The sequence below is a fragment of the Paenibacillus sp. S150 genome (genome assembly GCF_019352175.1).
Classification (GTDB): domain Bacteria; phylum Bacillota; class Bacilli; order Paenibacillales; family Paenibacillaceae; genus Paenibacillus_AQ.
The window spans coordinates 1-19581 of record NZ_JACBYI010000047.1 but is presented as its reverse complement, the minus strand read 5'-3'; the positions used below and the strand labels follow the sequence as shown (position 1 = coordinate 19581).

Genomic DNA, 19581 nt, shown 5'->3' with positions numbered 1-19581 from the left:
ATGCATATCGCTTAAGCGGGTATGCTGCAGGGAGCTAGTCTATGACCAAAGGAAGGGTAGCCCATTGTCCTCTTCATCATTAATCGATCAGAAGCCGCTTGAACGGAAAGAACAAAATAACATAAACAAGGTTGGAAGCCTGTCTGTCCGGCGTGGCCGCAGCGCCTTGGGAGAGTGGCTGAGAATGCTGGCAGTGGCAACAGTTATCGGGTCCCTGTATGCCTGGCGGGGAGGGGAGACCTTGCTGTTTCTCTTGGCGGCCAGCGGAGTTCTTATGCTGGGCGGCATGCTGCTGCAGCTGCTGGGTCCGCATCAGGTGGCGGTTGCGCACAGCCTCTCTCCTGTCAGCCTGGCGGCAGGGGATACGCTGACTGTGGAAGTGCGGGTCAGCTTCAAGACAAGGCTTCCCCTGCCGTGGATGGTTATATTCGACCAGTGGAGCGGAGGACAGCACCAGCAATTGCTTTTCCCGGGATTCCGGCGTTCGCTGGCCTTCACCTACCAGCTGCAGGATATGCCAAGGGGCATACACCGGCTCCACAGATGCAGTGTAAGCTGGGGGGATATGCTCAGCTTGTTCACCGGCGGCTGTCAGTCCGGTAAAGGCAGCAGCTTCAAAGTACGGCCGAGACCTCTGTATATAGGCGGAGCGGTTTCATACGGCAGCGCAAAAGCGGGAGACATGACAATCGGCGGCCGAACCCGTAACTATAATGCTGAAGCCGGAGAAATCCGCGAGTATGCCCCCGGAGATCCGCTCAGCAGAATTCACTGGAAGAATAGCGCCCGCAAGGGAACGCTGCAGAGCCGGGTGCCGGAGCGGGAGGGAGGGCGGATGTCCTGCATCGTTCTTGCCAATAGTCCGGGCGAATATGAAATTCCGTACGGTGCGCTGGCACCGCGAAGCCGGCGCGGCGCCGGACCCGCTGCATTCGAGCGTGCCGTCTCCGCCGCAATGGGCCTGTTGCTGGCCGCCGAGCAATCCGGCTCCTATGTTCAGCTTTTCAGCGGCGGATGGCCGGAAGGCGTAGCCAGACATGAGGGACTCGGCCAAATTCCGGGCAGAGTGCAGGATATGCTCACGGAAATTTCACCCGATGGAGGGCGTCCTCTGGGCGCTCTGCTGGAGGATGCCTCGCGGAGCTGGATTCCGGGGATGACGGTTGCTGTCATTACCGGGCGGCTGGACGAAGAATCTGCCCGTACTCTCGCCCGCTTCCTGGTGCAGGGAGTAAAGGTTGAACTGTATTATGTCTGGGATCAGCCTGCTCCGGAGCCAGGCGGAGGCTTAACCAAGAATCAAGCGGGCCGCGCCGCAACGATTGGCGCCGGCTTGACCAGGCTCGGAGCCTGTCTATATTGCTTGGGCGGGGGTTCACCGTCTAACGGAGACAAGGGGGTGGAGATCCATGGATTCCCGGAGAGGACAACGCTTGGTTAGCGGGCATCCGGATATGGCCGGAATCTTGACCGGCCCGCAGGGCGTGTGGAAAAAACACAGGATGCGGCAGGCAGAAACGCATAAGGTCTTAAGCACTCAGTACAACGCGGAGAACAGCCAAGCTGATTACAGGGACAGTATCCCCCTGCATTATCGGCTTCTGTTCTCTTTGGCCATTATGGGCTTATTCATGGAATGGCTGCTTCCGCTGCTCCGGTCTGCTATGGAGCCGGATACATTGCGGCTGCTGCGGATCCTGATGCTGGCCGCCGCAGCATTGCTGCTGTGGGGAAGCCTGCGGCTTCCTAATTCCCTGCAGCTTGCGGTGCAGTTCGCCATGATGTTCCTGACCTGGTTCCACATATGTTCCGGCAATGAGGGGCTGAATTGGCTGGGCTTGTACGCCGCGGAGATTCCGGGGGACGCTGCGCTGCTTTTCTCAGGTCAGCTCTCAGCGCTAAGCGGAGACAGCCGCCTGCTGATTCTGGTGCTCGGCTGGGGGCTGCTGGTCTGTTCCGTACAGCAGCTTGCGCTGTACAGAGGCAGCACGGCGCTCTTTACCCTCGTGACCCTGGTTTATCTTCTGGCGCTCGATATGGGCTTTTCCGTAAGAACAACCGGCGATGTTATAGTTGCCCTGGGGCTGATACTGTGGATGCAGGCCTTGAACAGTCTGCTGAGGCTCAAAGACCGGACCGGAAGCGCTTCTCTGCCCTACGCGCGCTGGGGAGGGCTTGCACTGGCCGCAGCGTTAATCATTACGCTGTCGGCCTGGACGGGAGGGCAGCTGTACGGAGCTCGGCCGGATGGCCCGATTACACTGCAGCCGGTTATGGACAAGATGCAGGAATGGGCGGCGGCAGAGCGGATGAAGGAGCCGTCCGGAGAACTCCGGTTCCAGTCAGGCAGCACCGGCTACAGCTCAGAGGACGCAGAGCTTGGCTCTCCGTTGTCGCCCAGTTCCGAAGCTGCTTTCAGTGTTTTTGCCAATCAGCCGTCCTACTGGCGGGGGGAGAGTATTGCCTACTATGACGGGCGCCGCTGGATCAGGGATGGAGCGGCGTTTCTGCCGCTTAGTCTGACAGGTCTGCCTGTTCCCGCAGAGGAGGATCAGGCCGGGGGGGCAGGGGGAACCCGCAGGCATGTTCAACAACGGTTCCAATTCGCGGTACCCTCTTCCGGGGGGCTTCCGCTGTTCAGCGCGGGAACGGTTGCTGATATCGAAAGCGTAATGCTGACCGACGGAAGCCGGCTTGGCTATGTGCTGGCCAATCCTCAGAAGAACAGCTTCCGTCTTCCGGAGGCGGGCGGTTCGGCCAGAGTTGCGGAATATACTGTGGACTCCGTACTTCCCGAAAGTGATCCGGCTGTGCTGCGGGCATCCGAGGGAACGGATCCATTGTCAGTGAGCAATCAATATCTGCAGCTTCCCGAGCGTATGCCTGCAAGGGTTGCTGCGCTGGCCGGGAGGCTCACTGCTTCTGCGGGTACCCGCTATGACGCTGTCTATGCCGTGCAGGATTACCTGCAGAATGGCTTCACCTACACCCTGAAGACCCGGGTGCCGCCTTCCGGGGCTGATTTCGCTGATGATTTTCTGTTTGTCACGAAGCAGGGCTACTGCGTGCATTTCGCCACAGCTATGACCGTGCTGCTGCGGAGCATCGGCATTCCGGCCCGCTATGTCCAGGGCTACGGGCCGGGCACGCTGGCGGCAGATTCTGTGCCGCCGCGCTATGACGTCACCCAGGGCGATGCCCACGCCTGGGTGGAGGTCTACTTCCCCGGCACGGGCTGGGTCCCGTTCGACCCCACGCCCGCTGCCGCTCTCGCCGCTGCCGCAGGCCCGGCGGCACTTCCTGCGGCGGCTGGCTCCGCGCCGCAGGGAAGCCCCGCGTCCGCTGCGCTCGGCGCGGACGCCCTGTCCGCCCTGCCGCAGGCGGGCGGTAACCCGCCTGCGCCGGCAGCCGCGGCGCTGCTGGGGCTGGCCGCCGCCTGGCGCTGGCGGCGGTGCCTGGCCCTGCTGCCGGCGGCGCGGCGCGCCGGCAGGGTAAGCCGCGAGCGGCAGCTGCGCGCAGCCGCGCTGGCCTGGCGCGGGCTGGCGGCGCGGTACGGCCCGCCGCCGCCCGGGGTGACTGCCAGGGAGTACGCCGCCTCCCTGGCCATTGAGGATGCGCGGCTGCGCGCCGCGCTCCGGCAGTTCATACGCCAGTGGGAAGCCCTGGCGTACAGCAGTCCTGCCGCGCCGGCGCCGCCGCGGTTGTCCGTCCCGGCAGACTCGCCGTCCCGCCGAGCGGCGTCCGTCCCGGCAGACTCGCCGTCCCGCCGAGCGGCGTCCGTCCCGGCAGACTTGCCGTCCCGCCGAGCGGTGTCCCGTGCAGCGATGACCAGCCCACCCCAGGAGCTTCGCCGGGCTGCGGTATCCGCCTCCAGCGGGAAGGCTGAAACGGATGCAGCCGCCTTTGTCATCAGCTGTCTGGCGATCACCTTTCGCCTGACTTGATCAGCAGGCCATTTGCTGCTAATGCAGCGGATGACCTGCATTTATATGTATCGCGCCCTCAAGTAACCTTCTGCTTCCGGCTGAAAGGGACACGTCCATTTGTATGCAACGGAGTGATTTCTGCTCGATGTTTCAGAAACTTAATTCCCCTCCCTCCCTCCCTCCCTTTCTATGAAATTTTCATGCATGCAGCGCCCGCCGCGGGGAGCTGGAGGTGAGTGAGGTGGAAAAAGTACACTTAAAGTTGCTCAAAAGTATCCAGCAGCAGTGTTAGTGGGAATTAGTAGATTTAAATTAAGCGAAATCATCTGCAAGGGCGCCAAACGGCCGAATTAGGTTCACTTTTTCCCACTAGTCGCTTGTTTAGGAGTGAGATGGGGAGAATTAGATTCACTTTTTCCACTTGGACTTGCCTTTACAGCCTGCGGCCCAAGGCGGCATGGAATTACTGGAGAAGTATAGGTTTACCATGCAAGAGGTAACTCTAAGCAGCCCCGGCAACCCCAAACAAAAAAAGGCTGCACGCACCGGTTAAAGGACGACATAGCCACTTTATGCTTGACCACCACCCCCTTCTGCAGTTTCCAGCTTTGACCCTTCCTACTGCACACTCGCACAACGGGAGAACGCCACATTCACAGGCTTTTTGGAAGTCAAGTTATATACCGTTATCCTCACAGCAGAGGATGCTGGCAATCAGAATATTCTTCTGCTTGGCAGGTGGCCTTCCTTGACAGAGCCAATACTGATCCAAGCATCCTTGTCTGAATTAAGCTTGGACTGGTCAATTAGGGATTCCAGCGTGAATATCATCTCCTGGCCCGGACGAAAAGGGAATTCCCGGTTATCTACACTCTCCGGCGCAGTCATTTGGAGCTCCATGCTTCTGTTGTTGCCTGCTTGAATCGGACCGCCGCCGGTACAGCCTGAACATAAGGGCCTGCAGGCATATCCATCCGGCACAAATATAACCTTCTATTCCGCATAGCGCATCTCTCAAACATCAGGATTTTACCCGATTTGCATTATGGCCTCTTTCCACGGCTTGGTCTGAATGTTGACAATCTAATTATTTGAATCTGCAGATCACCCGCGAGTTCCCGGGCCTTCGCCGCAGCCATAAATTCCCTTGAATCCGTCCGCAGACTTCCATATTGTGAACATCCGCCGCATTGTTGGTATTCGCTTGCTGCATAAGGGGAAAACCACAGAAGAAACGTGCCTTGCTTTCCTTGACGGTAAGAATTAACCATGAGTATAATGAATCCAATAATCAAGGGAGGCACGTAATGAACAAGCCAAATGAAATTATCGTTGTTCTCGATTTCGGGGGACAGTACAACCAGCTTATCGCGCGCAGAATTCGGGACCTGGGGGTATACAGCGAGCTTCTGCCGTACAATACGCCAATTGAGAAGATCAGGGCACTGTCCCCGAAGGGGATTGTTTTCTCCGGAGGGCCAAGCAGTGTGTATGCGGAGGATGCCCCGCATGTGGACCCGGCTGTGTATGATTTGGGACTGCCGATTTTTGGCATTTGCTACGGCATGCAGCTGATGGCGCAGCAGCTTGACGGCAAGGTGGAACGTGCATCCAAACGTGAATACGGCAAGGCCAATGTTGATTTCGAGCAGGGAGCCGTACTTGCCGCCGGACTTGAAGGCAGCCAGACGGTATGGATGAGCCACGGCGACCATGTCGTGGAGCTTCCTTCCGGATTCAAGCTGGATGCCGGCACCGAGAGTGCTCCGATTGCGGCAATGAGCAACGCAGACCGCCAATTCTTCGCTGTGCAGTTCCATCCCGAGGTACGCCACTCCGTAAACGGGAATAAGATGATCTCGAACTTCCTGTACCAGGTTTGCGGCTGCGAGGGCAAATGGACGATGGAATCATTTATCGAGGATGCCGTCAAGGATATCCAGGCTAAAGTTGGAGACAAGAAAGTGCTCTGCGCCCTCAGCGGCGGTGTGGACTCCTCGGTTGTGGCGATGCTGATTCACCGGGCGATCGGCGATCAGCTGACCTGTATGTTCATCGATCATGGCCTGTTGCGCAAAGGCGAGGCAGAGAGCGTAATGGAGACCTTTGTCGGCAAATTCGACATCCATGTGGTGAAGATTGATGCGCGCGAGCGTTTCCTGGGCAAGCTGGCGGGTGTCTCCGATCCCGAGCAGAAGCGCAAAATCATCGGCAATGAATTCATCTACTGCTTCGACGAAGAATCGGCCAAGCTGGGCGACTTCTCCTTCCTTGCTCAAGGTACGCTGTATACAGATATTGTGGAGAGCGGCACAGCAACAGCGCAAACGATCAAATCGCATCACAATGTCGGCGGACTGCCGGAAGATATGAAGTTCAGCCTGATCGAGCCTTTGAACACATTGTTCAAGGATGAGGTGCGCAAGCTGGGCGAAGAGCTGGGGATGCCGCATGCCATCGTCTGGCGCCAGCCTTTCCCGGGGCCTGGGCTTGCCATTCGTGTGCTTGGCGAGGTTACTGAGGAGAAGCTGGCGATTGTGCGCGATTCGGACTTCATCCTGCGTGAGGAAATCGCCAAGGCCGGTCTCGACCGTGAAATTTGGCAGTATTTCACCGCATTGCCGAACATGAAGAGTGTAGGGGTTATGGGCGATGAGCGTACGTATTCCTACACCGTCGGCATCCGTGCCGTGACCTCCATCGACGGGATGACCGCAGACTGGGCGCGCATTCCTTGGGATGTGCTGGAGAAAATCTCTGTCCGCATCGTGAACGAAGTGGACAATGTGAACCGTATCGTCTACGACATCACCTCGAAACCGCCTGCGACGATCGAGTGGGAGTAGTATTTTTCCTATAGCCAATACAAGAGCATCCTATTCTGGGGTGTTCTTTTTTTGGGGTGAGGCGATTGACATCAGCAGGATTCAGTTGGTCACAGGATATGATGATTGCACTTGTTTCTGCAGCAGATTTGCTCTTTTAGCTGTCCAAATGCTATTCTGCTGTATTTCGTGCTACGGATTGCTGAGTTTCTTGGCAGGAGGGGCCTTTTATGGAGAATCGGCTGTACAGAGTACAACAGATTGCATGCTTAGGGGAATTTGTGGATCATCTGCTGTACAAAGTACAATCGAACGGCTTCCAGCCTTCAAGCTTATTCCAAAATGCTAAATAGGCTTCCCGATATTCGGCCCGGTGTTTTATCATTTGCTGCTTCACAGACTTGACGGGGTATATAATAACCGAATGATATAAAAGGAGCGATGAACCCGATGGAAAACTCTGAAACCTTATTCACGCACATTGCCACTGGCAGTCTGAACCGGAGAGCAGCGGCGATAAGCAGCAGGCTGGCCCATAAAATATCCTATAAAAGTGCGGCGGACATGGAGGCCCTGTCGGATTTAGCCTTGCTGCTGTATATAAATGGGGATACAGACTCCGCGAAGCGGGTATGCGGACTGACAGACGGACTGGTGTTCAGCAATAACTTTAACGTGTGGTCTTTTATACATAGCATCCGGGGGCTGAAGTCCAGAATTTTGCGGGAGGAAGGGAAGGGGGAGCAAGCTGAGTCCATCATTGCGCAGATTGAAGCGGATCATCTCACACCAGGCAAGCTCATGGACCGTGAAGCGAAGCAGGAGCTGCGTCTGCGCATCAAAAACCGCACGACCTATAATGACCTCGCTTCCCGGGACAAAATAGAGCAAGCGCCGACACCGGCCGGCGCAGCGGCTTACCGTTTCTCAGCCCTGAAGAGCATGATCCTATGCCGCGAAATGGATGGATACCCTCTCATTGACAAGGACAAGCTAGAAGAAGGGATTAAAGATTACACCGCAGAGCTGCTCCGGCTGTCCGCATACAGCAGTAACTAGGTTTTTATGATAAATGTCTGAATTACGAACAATAACAAAAACCTTACGCTCAATGTTCGTATTTACCATTGACAAGCCATGTCATGTACACCTAAAATAAAAAAGCGCTCAAGCAGCATAAATATTTCGTATAATTCCGGGAATCGGCCCGGAAGTCTCTACGAGGTCACCGTAATGACCTGGCTACGATTAAAAAGAGCAAAGCCTGCACGATCCTGCGGATTTTTGTCCGAATATAAGGATTTATAGGTTTCACACTATCAATCATCCTTATGTTTCTCTCTGAAGCGGTACCGTCAAAGGACGGCGAGCCGTCTCAGCTTGGCAGGCGCGTCAAGGCTGCTCTTTTTTCGGGCCGGTGTCTTCCAAGATGCCGGCTTTTCTGCTGCTTTCAGACAACATACACCTTAGGGGGAGAACAATTTGAACCGCTTTTTCAAGTTGAAAGAAAACGGCACCACAGTACGCACAGAAATCATGGCCGGTCTGACCACATTTATGGCAATGGCGTATATTTTGTCGGTTAATCCCGGGACGCTTACCGCCTTCGGCCGCATCGACATGGGCTGGTATTCGGTATTCCTGGCTACGGCGCTTGCCGCGGGGATCTTCACCATCGCCATGGGATTGTTTATTAATTTTCCGGTAGCTCTGGCGCCCGGTATGGGCCTTAATGCATATTTTGCATCGGTAGTTTTGTCCTCGGCAACTACCGATCATCCGTTTTCCTGGCAAATGGGTCTGACCGCCGTATTTATTTCCGGTATTATCTTCATTCTGCTTACCATCACCCAGATCAGGCAGATCCTGCTAACCGCAATTCCTGACAGCCTGAAGCATGCCATTACCGTCGGTATCGGCTTGTTCATCACCATTATCGGCCTGAAGAACAGCGGACTGATGACGATCGGCGTTGAAGCCGGCAATGATATCGCCGCTAACAAGTTCACAGACGTGCTTTCCTTTGAAACGGTAATCCATATGGGCAGCCTGGAGAACACCAATGTTCAGTTGGTAATCATCGGCCTGCTGCTGATCTCCATTCTGATGGTGCTGCGTGTGCGCGGCGCAATCCTGTTTGGAATTCTGGGCACTACAGTAGCCGCTATCCTCATGGGCGCCGTTGATTTCAGCACTCTGTCCAATCCGCAGACACCTTGGGTTCCTGATTTCTCGCAGCTGAATTTCTGGGAATTTGACTGGCAGGGCATCATGCACACCGGGATTGTATCCGCAGTTGCCACATTCACTTTCGTAGAATTGTTTGATACGTTTGGTACACTGGTCGGTACTGCTGAGCGTGCCGGAATTATGAAGAACGCCGAAGAAGGCAAAAAACGTGTCGGAAAAGCCATGTTCGTCGATGCAGTCGCTGTAGCCGGCGGTGCGATGCTGGGTACTTCCACCACTACCGCTTATGTTGAGAGTGCCGCCGGTGTTGCCGAAGGCGGACGTACAGGTCTGACAGCTGTTACTACCGGCGTCTGCTTCCTGCTTGCCCTGTTCCTGGCTCCGGTCGCTGCGCTGATTCCCGGCTCCGCAACTGCGGCCGCGCTGATTATTGTCGGTGTACTGATGGCGCAATCGATTCGCGAAATCGACTTTCAGGATATGGTGGTGGCGATTCCGGCTTTCCTGACCTTCGTCATTATGCCTTTCACTTACAATATTGCGAATGGGATTTCGTTCGGTATCGTAACTTATGTCATTCTGGCCTGCGTAGCCAACCTTGCCGGCAAAAAGAAATACGACATCCACTGGATGATGTGGGTGCTTGCCGTTCTGATCATTCTGCGCTATATCCTGATCGGCAGCCAGGGCTAAGAAAAGCCTTGTTCTATACAAGCCTTTGAGCGATCTGATTCAGCGGTCTTTCAGCGGTCCCTTCTATATTATGAAGGGGCCGTTTTTTCGTTGCTGCCTTTTCTTCATCCGGCATTTCGATTATATTGTTTGAAGAGGTGATCCAATTGTCCCATTATAAGAAAGCTTTTGGAGAAACGGAAGCCGCTTCTTTCAGAGGACAGCGAAGCCGTTCCTTCTTAGAGCTATTCCCAAAAGCATACCGAGCCTGCCTGGACAATCCATGGCCGCTTCTGCTGTTTGTGCTGGGAGCCGTTGTACGGACAGTTTATCTCGGTTCCCTGCCGGCGGGCCTTAATCAGGATGAAGCATCGATCGGTTATGATGCATATGCAATCATGCATTACGGGATTGACCGCAACGGCGTCCGTCTGCCCGTTCACCTCATATCCTGGGGCAGCGGCCAGAACGCGCTGTATGCTTATTTATCCATGCCCTTCATCTTTCTGTTCGGGCTGACGCCGCTGTCTGTCCGGGCACTTAGTCTGGTGATGGGCCTGCTCGGCATGATCTTTTTCTATTTGAGCATGAAACAGCTGTTTCCATCCAGAGCGGCCGGTAGCTTCGCCATGTTCTTTATCGCCATCAACCCCTGGCATATCATGATGTCCAGATGGGCGCTGGAATCCAACCTGTACCCGACCTTAATCCTGATTGCATTCTTCTGTTTGCTGAAGTCATTTCAGGCCTCCAAATGGTCTTACGGGTTCACGTTTATCATGGCAATCTCACTGTATGCGTACGGTACTGCCTATTTTTTTGTGCCGGTATTTGCTATCTGTGCAGCAATTCTTCTATTGTATAGTAAAGTCTTGAAATTCCGCACGCTTGTATGGAATGCCGCTCTATTTGTGCTCCTTGCGCTGCCTGTATTATTATTTATAGTAATTAATCATTATGGATTTCAGGAGATCGGAACGAAGCTCTTTACAATCCCCAAATTAACAATGCCGCGGGTGGAGCAGATTTCCTCCGTATTCGGCGGTCAGCTGCTGCAGACTGCGTCCGGCAACTTCGGTGCGTTTATCCGGCTTATGCGCAGCGGAAGCGACGGGCTGCCCTGGAATTCCATAGCTCCATACGGCTACGCTTACCCGATAGCGCTGCCCTTTGCCGCACTCGGGCTGATCGTCTTAATTTATGGGTTGTATCAGCGCGGCCGCGATGGGCTTAAGTATCTGGCCGTCCTGCTCTGGCTCGGCACCGCCGTGCTGATGGCATTCATAACGGCTGTGAACATCAACCGGATCAATATTATTTTCTATCCGCTGGTTCTGCTGGTTGCAGCAGCTGTTTTCTGGCTGTACCGCAAACTGAAGCCTGTTGGCATTTTGTCCGCTGCTGCGTTTGCTGTAATGTTTGCTTTTTTTACAAACACCTATTTTCGGGACTTCCCCGGGGATATCGGCCCGGCCTTCTACGACTCGCTGGGGGAGGCCATCCAGTATGCTTCTGAAGCAACCGGCGGCAGGGTTTACGTTACGGACAAGGTTAACATGCCCTATATTTTTGTACTTTTTTATGAGAAAATCAATCCGCATGACTTTCTGGATTCCGTCAAGTACTCCAATCCCGGAGAAGCTTTTCAAGAGGTTGCTTCCTTTGGCCGCTACAGCTTCGGCGCTCCCGGCCTTGAGCCGGGGCAGACGGCTTATGTCTACGGGAATAACGAGGCATTGCCTGCTGTGGCGGGAGGTCATACAATTACACGGTTCACCAATTATAGTGTGCTTATTTATAACAATACGGAAGGTATGGCTGCTTCGGATGTAGAAGGAGTCCAGGCTGAGATTCCTAATGGCGGATTTGAAGAAGGGACCTCCAGCTGGAGCTTCTCCGAAGGAGCGGGAGTAGCGGGCAACAATCCTTACGCAGGAGCACAGCATGCTTATCTTGATTTGAATACAGGCGGGAGCATCACACAGACCTTTACGGCCCGGACTGGAATCTATAGACTAACAGCTATGGTCAGCGCCGGAGGGACCGGAGGCAGGATCGGTATTCGGGTGAATGGCTCTTTGCGCGCAGAAGCTGAACTGACTGCAGGGGATGAGTATCACCCTGTTGTGCTTCCGGACGCCGCCCTTAAACAGGGCGAGCAGGCGGAGATTTACATAACCGGCGGGGACGGCTGGATTAACATTGACGAGGTGAGGTTGGAACGATGATCAAGAGTACACGCGCGGCCGCAATGATCGTTTTAATGCTGTTATTGTTCGTTCTTCCGGTAACAAGCATGTATGCAGAGGGCAATCTATTGCAGAATCCGGGCTTTGAAGACGGTGACGAAGATGCTCCTTCAGGCTGGACCAAGGATATGTGGATCTCCGGGGACAGCTCGGGGCTGCTCTCCGTGCAGTCTGAGGATGTCCATTCCGGGAGCAAGGCGGCGGTTATTGAGAATCTGGAGCCCAATCACCTCAAGTGGGTGCAGACGATTGCGGTCCAGCCTAGCAGCTATTATAAGATCTCCGGTTATGTCAAAATCGTCAGCACCGCAGGCGAAGGCCTTGGCGCGAACATTTTCGCGGTAGGCATCGGCGGCGGTTATCCCGCTACCACAGATACGGCGGGGGACTGGCAGTACCTTGAATTCTACGGCCAAACCGGCTCCGGGCAAAAAGAGCTGGGCATCGGCGCAGCCCTGGGCGGCTATGCCAGCCTTATTCAAGGCAAAGCCTACTTTGATGATCTGTCCGTAGAGCAAGTGGATGCTGTTCCCGGCGGAGCCAGTGCCATCTCGCTCGACAGCGAAGCGGCGGCCCAGAATGCGGGCACCCAGGCTGCGGAGACACCGCACAAGGTATCGCCTGCCAAGCTCCTGCTGCTGTCGGCGGTGTTCAGTGTTTTTTTCGCTTTCTTCTATAATAAAGCATTCCGCAGTGAACGGCTTCTGAAGCAGCCGGATGTTGTATATACCAGATGGCTCTATGTTGTCTTCGGGGCGGCCTTTATTCTGCGGATCTGGATTGGACTGACAGCGCAAGGATATCAGAATGATATGAATACCTTTATTGCCTGGGGCCAGCGCCTTGTGGATATGGGACCCGGCAAGTTCTATGAGGAGGGTTATTTTGCCGATTATCCTCCGGGATATTTGTACATATTGTATGTGCTGAGCTTCATCCGCGGGCTGTTCGGGTTTGCGCATGGCTCGGGGGGAGAAACACTGCTCTTCAAGCTGCCGGCGATCATTTCCGATCTGGTGCTGGGTTGGCTGATCTACCGCTCAGGCCGCAAGAAGCTTGGTTCCGGCATGGCCATCGGCCTGATGCTGCTGTTCCTGTTCAATCCGGCGGTGCTGATGGATTCTGCGGCCTGGGGACAAGCGGACTCATTCTTTTTGGTATTCCTGCTGCTTAGCATCCTGGCCGCTTCGGAACAGGGCTTTGTGCGTTCGGCCATCTTCTTTGCCTTAGCCACACTTATTAAACCTCAGGCCCTGATCTTTACTCCTGTGCTTATGCTGGCTTTCTATCATCACCGTGCGTGGAAGCAGCTGGCGTTCGGTGCCCTTTACGGGCTTGGCATCTTTGCCGTTCTGGCGGCGCCGTTCTTCTGGAATAACGGCGGACTCGGCGGACTGATAGAGCTTTATAAGGGCACTCTATCCTCCTATCCCTATTCAACAGTGAATGCCTTTAATCTATATGCGCTGACTGACCCGATGTGGGCTTCGATTAATTCCATGTGGCTGGGGATTACCTACCGCGCCTGGGGCTTTATTTTCATCCTGGCAGCCGTTGCCCTTGCAGCGTATTACTCATTCAAAAAAGACCGCAATGACCTGTCGAAATCCTTCTTCATCGGTATGGTTCTGATCACAATCGTGTTCGTATTCGGAACCAAAATGCATGAACGGTACATGTACCCGGCCTTGATCCTGTGCCTGTTCACCTATATCGAGAGCCGGGACCGGCGTTTCCTGACCCTGTTCCTCGGCTTTACTCTGACGCAGTATCTTAACGTAGGCTATACTCTGGCCCATCTTAATGCCGGCAATAATCCGCCTTCGGACGGCATTGTTCTGGTAACTTCAATTGCCAATATAGCTTTGGCGTTGTACATGCTGTATGTCGGATATGCAGTATACATCCGCAAAGATATCAAGCCTATCCTTCCAACGGTGTCTGCAGCGGAGAAATATGATGCCGATGTGGAGCTTGCCGAAGGGCTTCGCCCGCTTGGGAAGAGGGGAAGAGCCGGCAGATTCAAGCTGCAGCGCAAAGATTGGATGTGGATGCTGGGCATTACCGCCGTATATGCGGCACTGGCATTGTTTCATCTGGGCTCTGACAAAGCGCCGGAAACCCTGTGGGAACCGGCAGCCAGCGGCGAGAGCTTCTATGTGGACCTCGGCCAGAGCAGACAGCTGGAGCGTGTGAATATATTCGGCGGTGTCGGCACCGGCAAGTTCAAGCTGGAATTCAGCCAGACTCCAGAGGCCTGGAGCAGCCCGCTGGATGTCAATGAGGATGTCGGCAACGTCTTCATTTGGAAAAGCCAGCCTTTGAACGTAGCGGCAAGATATGTGAAGCTGACCGTTACTTCGCCGGGCTTCACCTTGAATGAAATGGCCTTCTATGAGCAGGGTGGAGGCAAAACACCGCTTGCGGTAGCGAGCATTACGCCTGATGGTGCGGCTGCCAAAAGAGGCCAGCCGTCCAACCTGTTTGATGAACAATCCATCATTCCGGAAAACTCCGGGTTCATGAACAGCACCTATTTCGATGAAATTTACCATGCCCGTACGGCTTATGAGTATACACACGGTATTGTCCCTTATGAGAATACCCATCCGCCTCTCGGCAAGCTGCTGATTTCTGCCGGCATGGAGCTGTTCGGCGTCAACCCGTTCGGCTGGCGGATTATCGGTACCCTGTTTGGTATCGCCATGCTGCCGCTGATCTATATGATGGCTCTGCGGCTGTTCAAAAGGACTGTCTACGCCGCCCTAGCCGCCGGATTGTTCGCGCTTGATTTCATGCATTTTACCCAGACGCGCATCTCGACAATCGATGTCTACGGCGTATTCTTCATCATGCTGATGTTCTACTTCATGCAGCGGTATTTCACGATGAATTTCTACCGCGTTCCGCTGCGGCGGACGCTGGTGCCATTGTTCTGGTCCGGTCTGTTCTTCGGGATCGGCGTTGCTTCCAAATGGATTGTGCTCTACGGCGGGGCAGGGCTTGCGATCATGCTGGCGCTTGTTTTGTTCGAGCGCTACAGGGAATACAAAGCGGCCGGACGCTTGCTGGCTGAGGGGAGAGCAGGCGATCAGGAGCTCAAGGCCGCCTGCCGCACTGCGGACGGGGCGTTCTGGAAGAACACCATTCTGACCCTGCTCAGCTGCCTGCTGTTCTTTGTGGTTATCCCGGGAATCATCTACAGCCTGTCCTTCATCCCTGTCCTGTCTGTCTCGGCAGACGGGTATACGTTCAAAGGCCTGATTGATGCCCAAAAGAACATGTACAATTACCACAGCCAGCTTGTCGCAACCCATCCGTTTGCTTCCTCCTGGTGGGAATGGCCGTTTATGAAACGGCCGGTATGGTTCTTCAGCGGCGGCGAAGGCCTGCCGGAAGGACAGGTGAGCAGCATCGTCACGATGGGCAATCCGCTGATCTGGTGGACAGGAATCTTTGCGATGCTGGCGGCGATCTGGTTAACAGTGAAACGCAAGGACAAGAATCTGTATATGATCTGGATCGGATTCTTATCACAATATGTGCCATGGATGCTGGTTCCGCGCGAGACCTTCCTTTACCATTATTTTGCGATGGTGCCGTTCATAATTCTTGCTGTTGTATATATTATGAAGCTGCTCGACAGCAAGTACCCTGAAGCCCGGTACATGCGTTATGCTTATGTGGCCGGTGCCGCGCTGCTGTTTGTATTGTTTTATCCCGTATTGTCCGGCATGCAGGTCAGTAAAGACTATGTGGATGTTGTACTGCGCTGGTTCCCCTCCTGGGTATTCTAGGAGAGCGGATCCCGGTGAAGAAGTGGATTGGCCAAGCTTGGCGGATGCTTAGGCTTAGGAAGCCAGTTTTGTGAGAAGCTATATCTAAGAAATAAAGGCGACAAACTTTTAGGAGGAATAAAGGTGAAAGCCAGATACAGTATAATTGTCCCCATGTTCAATGAGGAGGAAGTCATTCAGCATACGTACGGGCGTCTCAAGAAAGTAATGGACGGATGCGGCGAATCCTACGAACTGGTCTTTGTCAATGACGGGAGCCGGGACCGTACAGCCGAGATTATGCGCGAGGTCAGCAGCCGTGATGAACATGTCAAGCTGATCGATTTCTCACGCAACTTTGGTCATCAGGTAGCGATCACGGCGGGGATGGATTATGCTGAAGGCGAGGCGGTCGTGGTTATCGATGCGGATCTTCAGGATCCGCCTGAGGTTATTCTGCAGATGATCGAGAAATGGAAAGAGGGCTACGAGGTTGTATATGCCAAGCGGCTCAAACGTCACGGAGAGACATTCTTCAAAAAAGCAACGGCGAAGATCTTCTACCGTCTGCTCAGCAGCATGACCAGTGTGGAAATACCTACGGACACGGGAGATTTTCGTTTAATTGACCGTAAAGTATGCGATGTGCTGCGCGGTTTGAAGGAGAAGAACCGTTATGTCCGGGGGTTGGTGAGCTGGGTGGGCTTTCGGCAGACCATGGTTGAGTATGTGCGTGAGGAACGCTTTGCCGGGGAAACCAAATATCCGCTGAAGAAAATGATCCGGTTCGCACTCGACGGCATCACCTCCTTTTCCCACAAACCGCTGAAAATAGCTTCTTACATCGGCTTTTTTCTTTCCTTCTCCAGCTTTCTTTATCTGTTTTTTGTTTTGTTTCAAAGGGTGTTCACCTCCTGGACCGTTCCCGGCTGGGCTTCTATCGTGGGTGTAAACCTGTTGTTTAACGGTATTGTGCTTATGCTGCTTGGTGTAATCGGTGAATACATCGGGCGGATTTATGATGAATCCAAGGATAGACCGCTGTATATTGTGCGTGAAACCAAAGGGTATACTGAGGAAGATACGGACGTATTGAATGTGGGCGGACGGAAGGAAAACGATTATGTCAGATAAAAAGCTGAACGCAGGCTTTATCCAGTTCTTGAAATTCAACGCCGTAGGCCTGCTGAATACGCTGGTTGATTTTGCGGTCTTTACTCTGCTGCACTCACTGGGAATGATGAACACACCGGCACAGATCATTTCGTACAGCGCCGGTACAGCCAACAGTTTTATTTGGAATAAGAAGGTGACCTTTCGGGATCAGGACCGGGGGAGCAAGGATGGCTTTGACCGCAGGCAGCTGGTAAGATTTATTGTCCTGAACCTGGTGGTGCTGGGCATCTCGGTGCTGCTGATTCATTGGCTGACAGACCGCTTCGGCATTCAGGTGCTGATTGCCAAAGTATTGGTTACCTTCGTGACCGTGATCATTAATTTTTTCGGAAGCCGCAAGTGGGTGTTTTGAAAATATATGTATGCTTCTTCCCAAAAGCCTGCAATTGATACGGGTAACCGTTGCTTCGGCAGCCTATGATGCCTTAAAAAAGACGGCAGAGCCGTTCTCCTTGAAATAGAATTTATATGCTCGGCACACTAAATGATCCTTCTATTTCTCGCTGCAACACGCCGTCCTTTACAAGGAGGCGTAGCCGTTTCTGCTTGGGGCAATACAGGCTATTTTAAGGAGGTGATGTCCATGCGCAAGTTCTCTTACTTCATTATTCTTGCCGGGATTCTGATCATGCTGTATCCCAAAGCAAACGAGTGGTATAACGATTGGCAGCAGCAGAAGCTGCTGGAAGAAGCCGAACAGGCATACAGCGAAACTGTGCCTTCGCCGTCTCCGCAGTCCGATTTGCGCAAGCCCTATGCTGAAGTGACCCAACTGCTTGCCGAGGAATCCTCTGCAGATGAACAGGCTGAGGCGGCGGAACAGCCTGCACCGGAAATTCAGCTGGGCGGCAAGATCATAGGCATTATCCAGATCGACAAAATTAATTTGAAGCTCCCTGTCCTGGAAGGGGCGACCAAGGCCAACATGAAGCATGCCGCTGCTCATATGAAGGAGACTGCTGCCATAGGGGAGGTTGGCAATGCTGCTATTGCGGCACACAGATCAAGAACTGCCGGAAGGCTTTTCAACAGATTAAATGAGGTTGGGATTGGCGATACCATATCGGTGCAGACTAGCGAGCAGGAATATCAATACATTGTGTATGACATCTCCATTGTGGAACCTACGGATATTTCGGTATTGAACGGCCATAATGATGACAAAATGCTCACTCTGATTACCTGTGATCCCTTGGTCAATCCAACGCATCGCCTGATCATTCATGCTAAGTTATCTTAAACTTCGACAAATTATGAGCTGAAAGGTGGAAAAATTAAAATTTAATCATAAATTAGTGGAATTCTAGCGATTTAGGGCTTGTATATAGATATGAATATGGTAGAATATAACTATAAAAGCTAAGCACGATAACGGCAAACCTATCGAAAGGTAGGGACGCAAAGCTAAAGGGCCTTCCCTCTAATGGATGGCAGCCAGTTACCGAATGAAGAGGCTTTTTTTGTTTGTTCTTGATATAATTCTAGCAGATTCTAGCAGAAGTAGGGACAGATAAAGCTTATACGATAACGGCAAACCTATCGAAAGGTAGGGACGCAAAGCTAAAGGGCCTTCCCACATGGATGGCAGCCAGCTACCGAAAGGAGTTTTATCCATGAAGAAGTTCTTTTTTACCTTAATAACATTGTTTGTGGTCGCCACTTCCGTTCAAGCAGGCTCCGCAGAAGCAGCCAGCACAGAAACTGGCTGGTTAAATACATCGCAATTGAAACAAGGCGTTATCGCTGTATCCTACGACGTTCCCAAAGATAAGCGCATCAAGCTTATGATCACCAAGGACAACAACAGCTACACATATAACCTTTACGCCTCCAAACAAACCGAAACCTTCCCGTTGCAGCAAGGCAATGGTTCCTATAAGGTTTCTGTTCTGGAGAACACTACCGGCAACAAATACAAAGTGATTTCTTCCGAAACTGTAGATCTCAGCCTGAGCAATGCCAACGCCGTATATTTGAGCTCCGTACAGAATGTGAAATGGAGTTCTTCCGATAAATCAGTGCTAAAAGCCGCACAACTGACACAGGGCCTGACCACTGATGAACAAAAGGTAAAAGCAATCTACAACTATATCGTTTCTAACGTGAAATATGACTATACTTTGGCTTCCAATGTTACGACAGACTATATTCCGAACAATGACAATACGCTGATTACCAAAAAAGGCATTTGCTACGATTACGCTTCATTGTTTGCAACCATGCTTCGCAGTCAAGGAATACCTGCTAAGCTGGTAATGGGGAATACCAGCTATGTGACTTCGTACCATGCTTGGAATGAAGTGTTCCTTAACGGCAAGTGGGTGACTATTGACACTACGGTTGATGCCGGGTTGGCGAAGAGCAGCCAGGCAACAAGCTTGATCAAAGCAGCAAGCAAGTATACCGCTGCCAAGTTCTATTAAGAATAAAAGAATTGCATTCGATTAAGGAATTTTGGTGATAACCCGCTTAAATATTAAGCGGGTTATCTTTCTTTTTAAATAGGGTTGCTTTTTCATATAACTATGAGGTATTATAAGTAAGCGTTGTTAGAGCGCTGTCAATTGGAAAAGAAATGACTGAATAAAGTGATTTCGAAAAAAACTTGCATTACTCTAATGAACGTGATATATTATAAGGGTTGCTGGTGACGAGATAATCGGCGCCGACAACGAGCTTGATCTTTGAAAACTGAACAACGAGTGAGTATCGGAATTCACTTCGGTGATTCCAAAACCGGTGGGTTTCACAGCGTCTTGGACGCTTG

Annotated in this window: 12 protein-coding genes and 3 riboswitches; of the genes, 11 read left to right on the top strand and 1 reads right to left on the bottom strand. The window is 52.9% G+C overall.

What is annotated here, in order from left to right:
• The first annotated feature begins 184 nt into the window (after positions 1 to 184).
• Together HYD27_RS27365 and HYD27_RS27360 are read left to right on the top strand one after the other, a co-directional pair.
• A complete protein-coding gene (locus HYD27_RS27365) occupies positions 185 to 1441 on the top strand; it encodes a DUF58 domain-containing protein (RefSeq protein WP_219220584.1) in 1257 nt (418 codons plus the stop codon).
• Positions 1410 to 3944, top strand: a complete 2535-nt coding sequence (locus HYD27_RS27360) for a transglutaminase TgpA family protein (protein WP_219220583.1) — start codon at positions 1410 to 1412, stop codon at positions 3942 to 3944. The genes HYD27_RS27365 and HYD27_RS27360 overlap by 32 nt, the downstream gene beginning before the upstream one ends.
• A 696-nt stretch (positions 3945 to 4640) precedes the next feature.
• On the opposite strand, the gene HYD27_RS27355 is transcribed toward HYD27_RS27360, so the two are convergent.
• On the bottom strand, positions 4641 to 4907 hold the full coding sequence (locus HYD27_RS27355; protein WP_219220582.1) for a hypothetical protein: 267 nt from the start codon (positions 4905 to 4907) through the stop codon (positions 4641 to 4643).
• Positions 4908 to 5233: 326 nt separating this feature from the next.
• Here HYD27_RS27355 and guaA point away from each other — a divergent pair, with 326 nt between their 5' ends.
• The 9 genes from guaA to HYD27_RS27310 all read left to right on the top strand — a co-directional run bounded on the left by guaA (position 5234) and on the right by HYD27_RS27310 (position 19237).
• Positions 5234 to 6772, top strand: coding sequence for a glutamine-hydrolyzing GMP synthase (guaA, locus tag HYD27_RS27350; protein WP_219220580.1), 1539 nt, complete (start codon positions 5234 to 5236; stop codon positions 6770 to 6772).
• Between the two features lie 429 nt (positions 6773 to 7201).
• Positions 7202 to 7810, top strand: coding sequence for a DUF6707 family protein (locus HYD27_RS27345; RefSeq protein ID WP_219220578.1), 609 nt, complete (start codon positions 7202 to 7204; stop codon positions 7808 to 7810).
• A gap of 106 nt (positions 7811 to 7916) precedes the next feature.
• A riboswitch (purine riboswitch) is annotated at positions 7917 to 8016 on the top strand.
• A 217-nt stretch (positions 8017 to 8233) separates the two neighbouring features.
• Positions 8234 to 9634, top strand: a complete 1401-nt coding sequence (locus HYD27_RS27340; protein WP_219220576.1) for an NCS2 family permease — start codon at positions 8234 to 8236, stop codon at positions 9632 to 9634.
• A gap of 146 nt (positions 9635 to 9780) precedes the next feature.
• Positions 9781 to 11841 (top strand): ArnT family glycosyltransferase, encoded by a 2061-nt coding sequence (locus HYD27_RS27335; protein ID WP_219220574.1) that lies wholly within the window; start codon positions 9781 to 9783, stop codon positions 11839 to 11841.
• Positions 11838 to 15659, top strand: a complete 3822-nt coding sequence (locus HYD27_RS27330; protein WP_219220572.1) for a phospholipid carrier-dependent glycosyltransferase — start codon at positions 11838 to 11840, stop codon at positions 15657 to 15659. Before HYD27_RS27335 ends, HYD27_RS27330 begins: the two co-directional genes overlap by 4 nt.
• Before the next feature lie 117 nt (positions 15660 to 15776).
• A complete protein-coding gene (locus HYD27_RS27325; protein ID WP_309242134.1) occupies positions 15777 to 16772 on the top strand; it encodes a glycosyltransferase family 2 protein in 996 nt (331 codons plus the stop codon).
• On the top strand, positions 16762 to 17166 hold the full coding sequence (locus HYD27_RS27320; protein ID WP_219220568.1) for a GtrA family protein: 405 nt from the start codon (positions 16762 to 16764) through the stop codon (positions 17164 to 17166). Before HYD27_RS27325 ends, HYD27_RS27320 begins: the two co-directional genes overlap by 11 nt.
• Before the next feature lie 231 nt (positions 17167 to 17397).
• The gene (locus HYD27_RS27315; RefSeq protein ID WP_219220566.1) at positions 17398 to 18054 is read left to right on the top strand and encodes a class D sortase; all 657 of its coding nucleotides are present in this window, start codon (positions 17398 to 17400) and stop codon (positions 18052 to 18054) included.
• Positions 18055 to 18177: 123 nt separating this feature from the next.
• Positions 18178 to 18260, top strand: a riboswitch (cyclic di-GMP riboswitch).
• A 73-nt stretch (positions 18261 to 18333) separates the two neighbouring features.
• A riboswitch (cyclic di-GMP riboswitch) is annotated at positions 18334 to 18414 on the top strand.
• Positions 18415 to 18427: 13 nt separating this feature from the next.
• Entirely contained in the window at positions 18428 to 19237 is an 810-nt protein-coding gene (locus tag HYD27_RS27310; RefSeq protein WP_219220564.1) for a transglutaminase-like domain-containing protein, read from the top strand.
• Positions 19238 to 19581: the final 344 nt, after the last annotated feature.

What these genes read in the sequence shown, in the direction of transcription:
- HYD27_RS27365 (WP_219220584.1), top strand. Translation starts at nt 185, where the DNA reads ATGCTGGCAGTGGCAACAGTTATCGGGTCCCTGTATGCCTGGCGGGGA.
- HYD27_RS27360 (WP_219220583.1), top strand. Translation starts at nt 1,410, where the DNA reads ATGGATTCCCGGAGAGGACAACGCTTGGTTAGCGGGCATCCGGATATG.
- guaA (WP_219220580.1), top strand. Translation starts at nt 5,234, where the DNA reads ATGAACAAGCCAAATGAAATTATCGTTGTTCTCGATTTCGGGGGACAG.
- HYD27_RS27345 (WP_219220578.1), top strand. Translation starts at nt 7,202, where the DNA reads ATGGAAAACTCTGAAACCTTATTCACGCACATTGCCACTGGCAGTCTG.
- HYD27_RS27330 (WP_219220572.1), top strand. Translation starts at nt 11,838, where the DNA reads ATGATCAAGAGTACACGCGCGGCCGCAATGATCGTTTTAATGCTGTTA.
- HYD27_RS27320 (WP_219220568.1), top strand. Translation starts at nt 16,762, where the DNA reads ATGTCAGATAAAAAGCTGAACGCAGGCTTTATCCAGTTCTTGAAATTC.
- HYD27_RS27315 (WP_219220566.1), top strand. Translation starts at nt 17,398, where the DNA reads ATGCGCAAGTTCTCTTACTTCATTATTCTTGCCGGGATTCTGATCATG.
- HYD27_RS27310 (WP_219220564.1), top strand. Translation starts at nt 18,428, where the DNA reads ATGAAGAAGTTCTTTTTTACCTTAATAACATTGTTTGTGGTCGCCACT.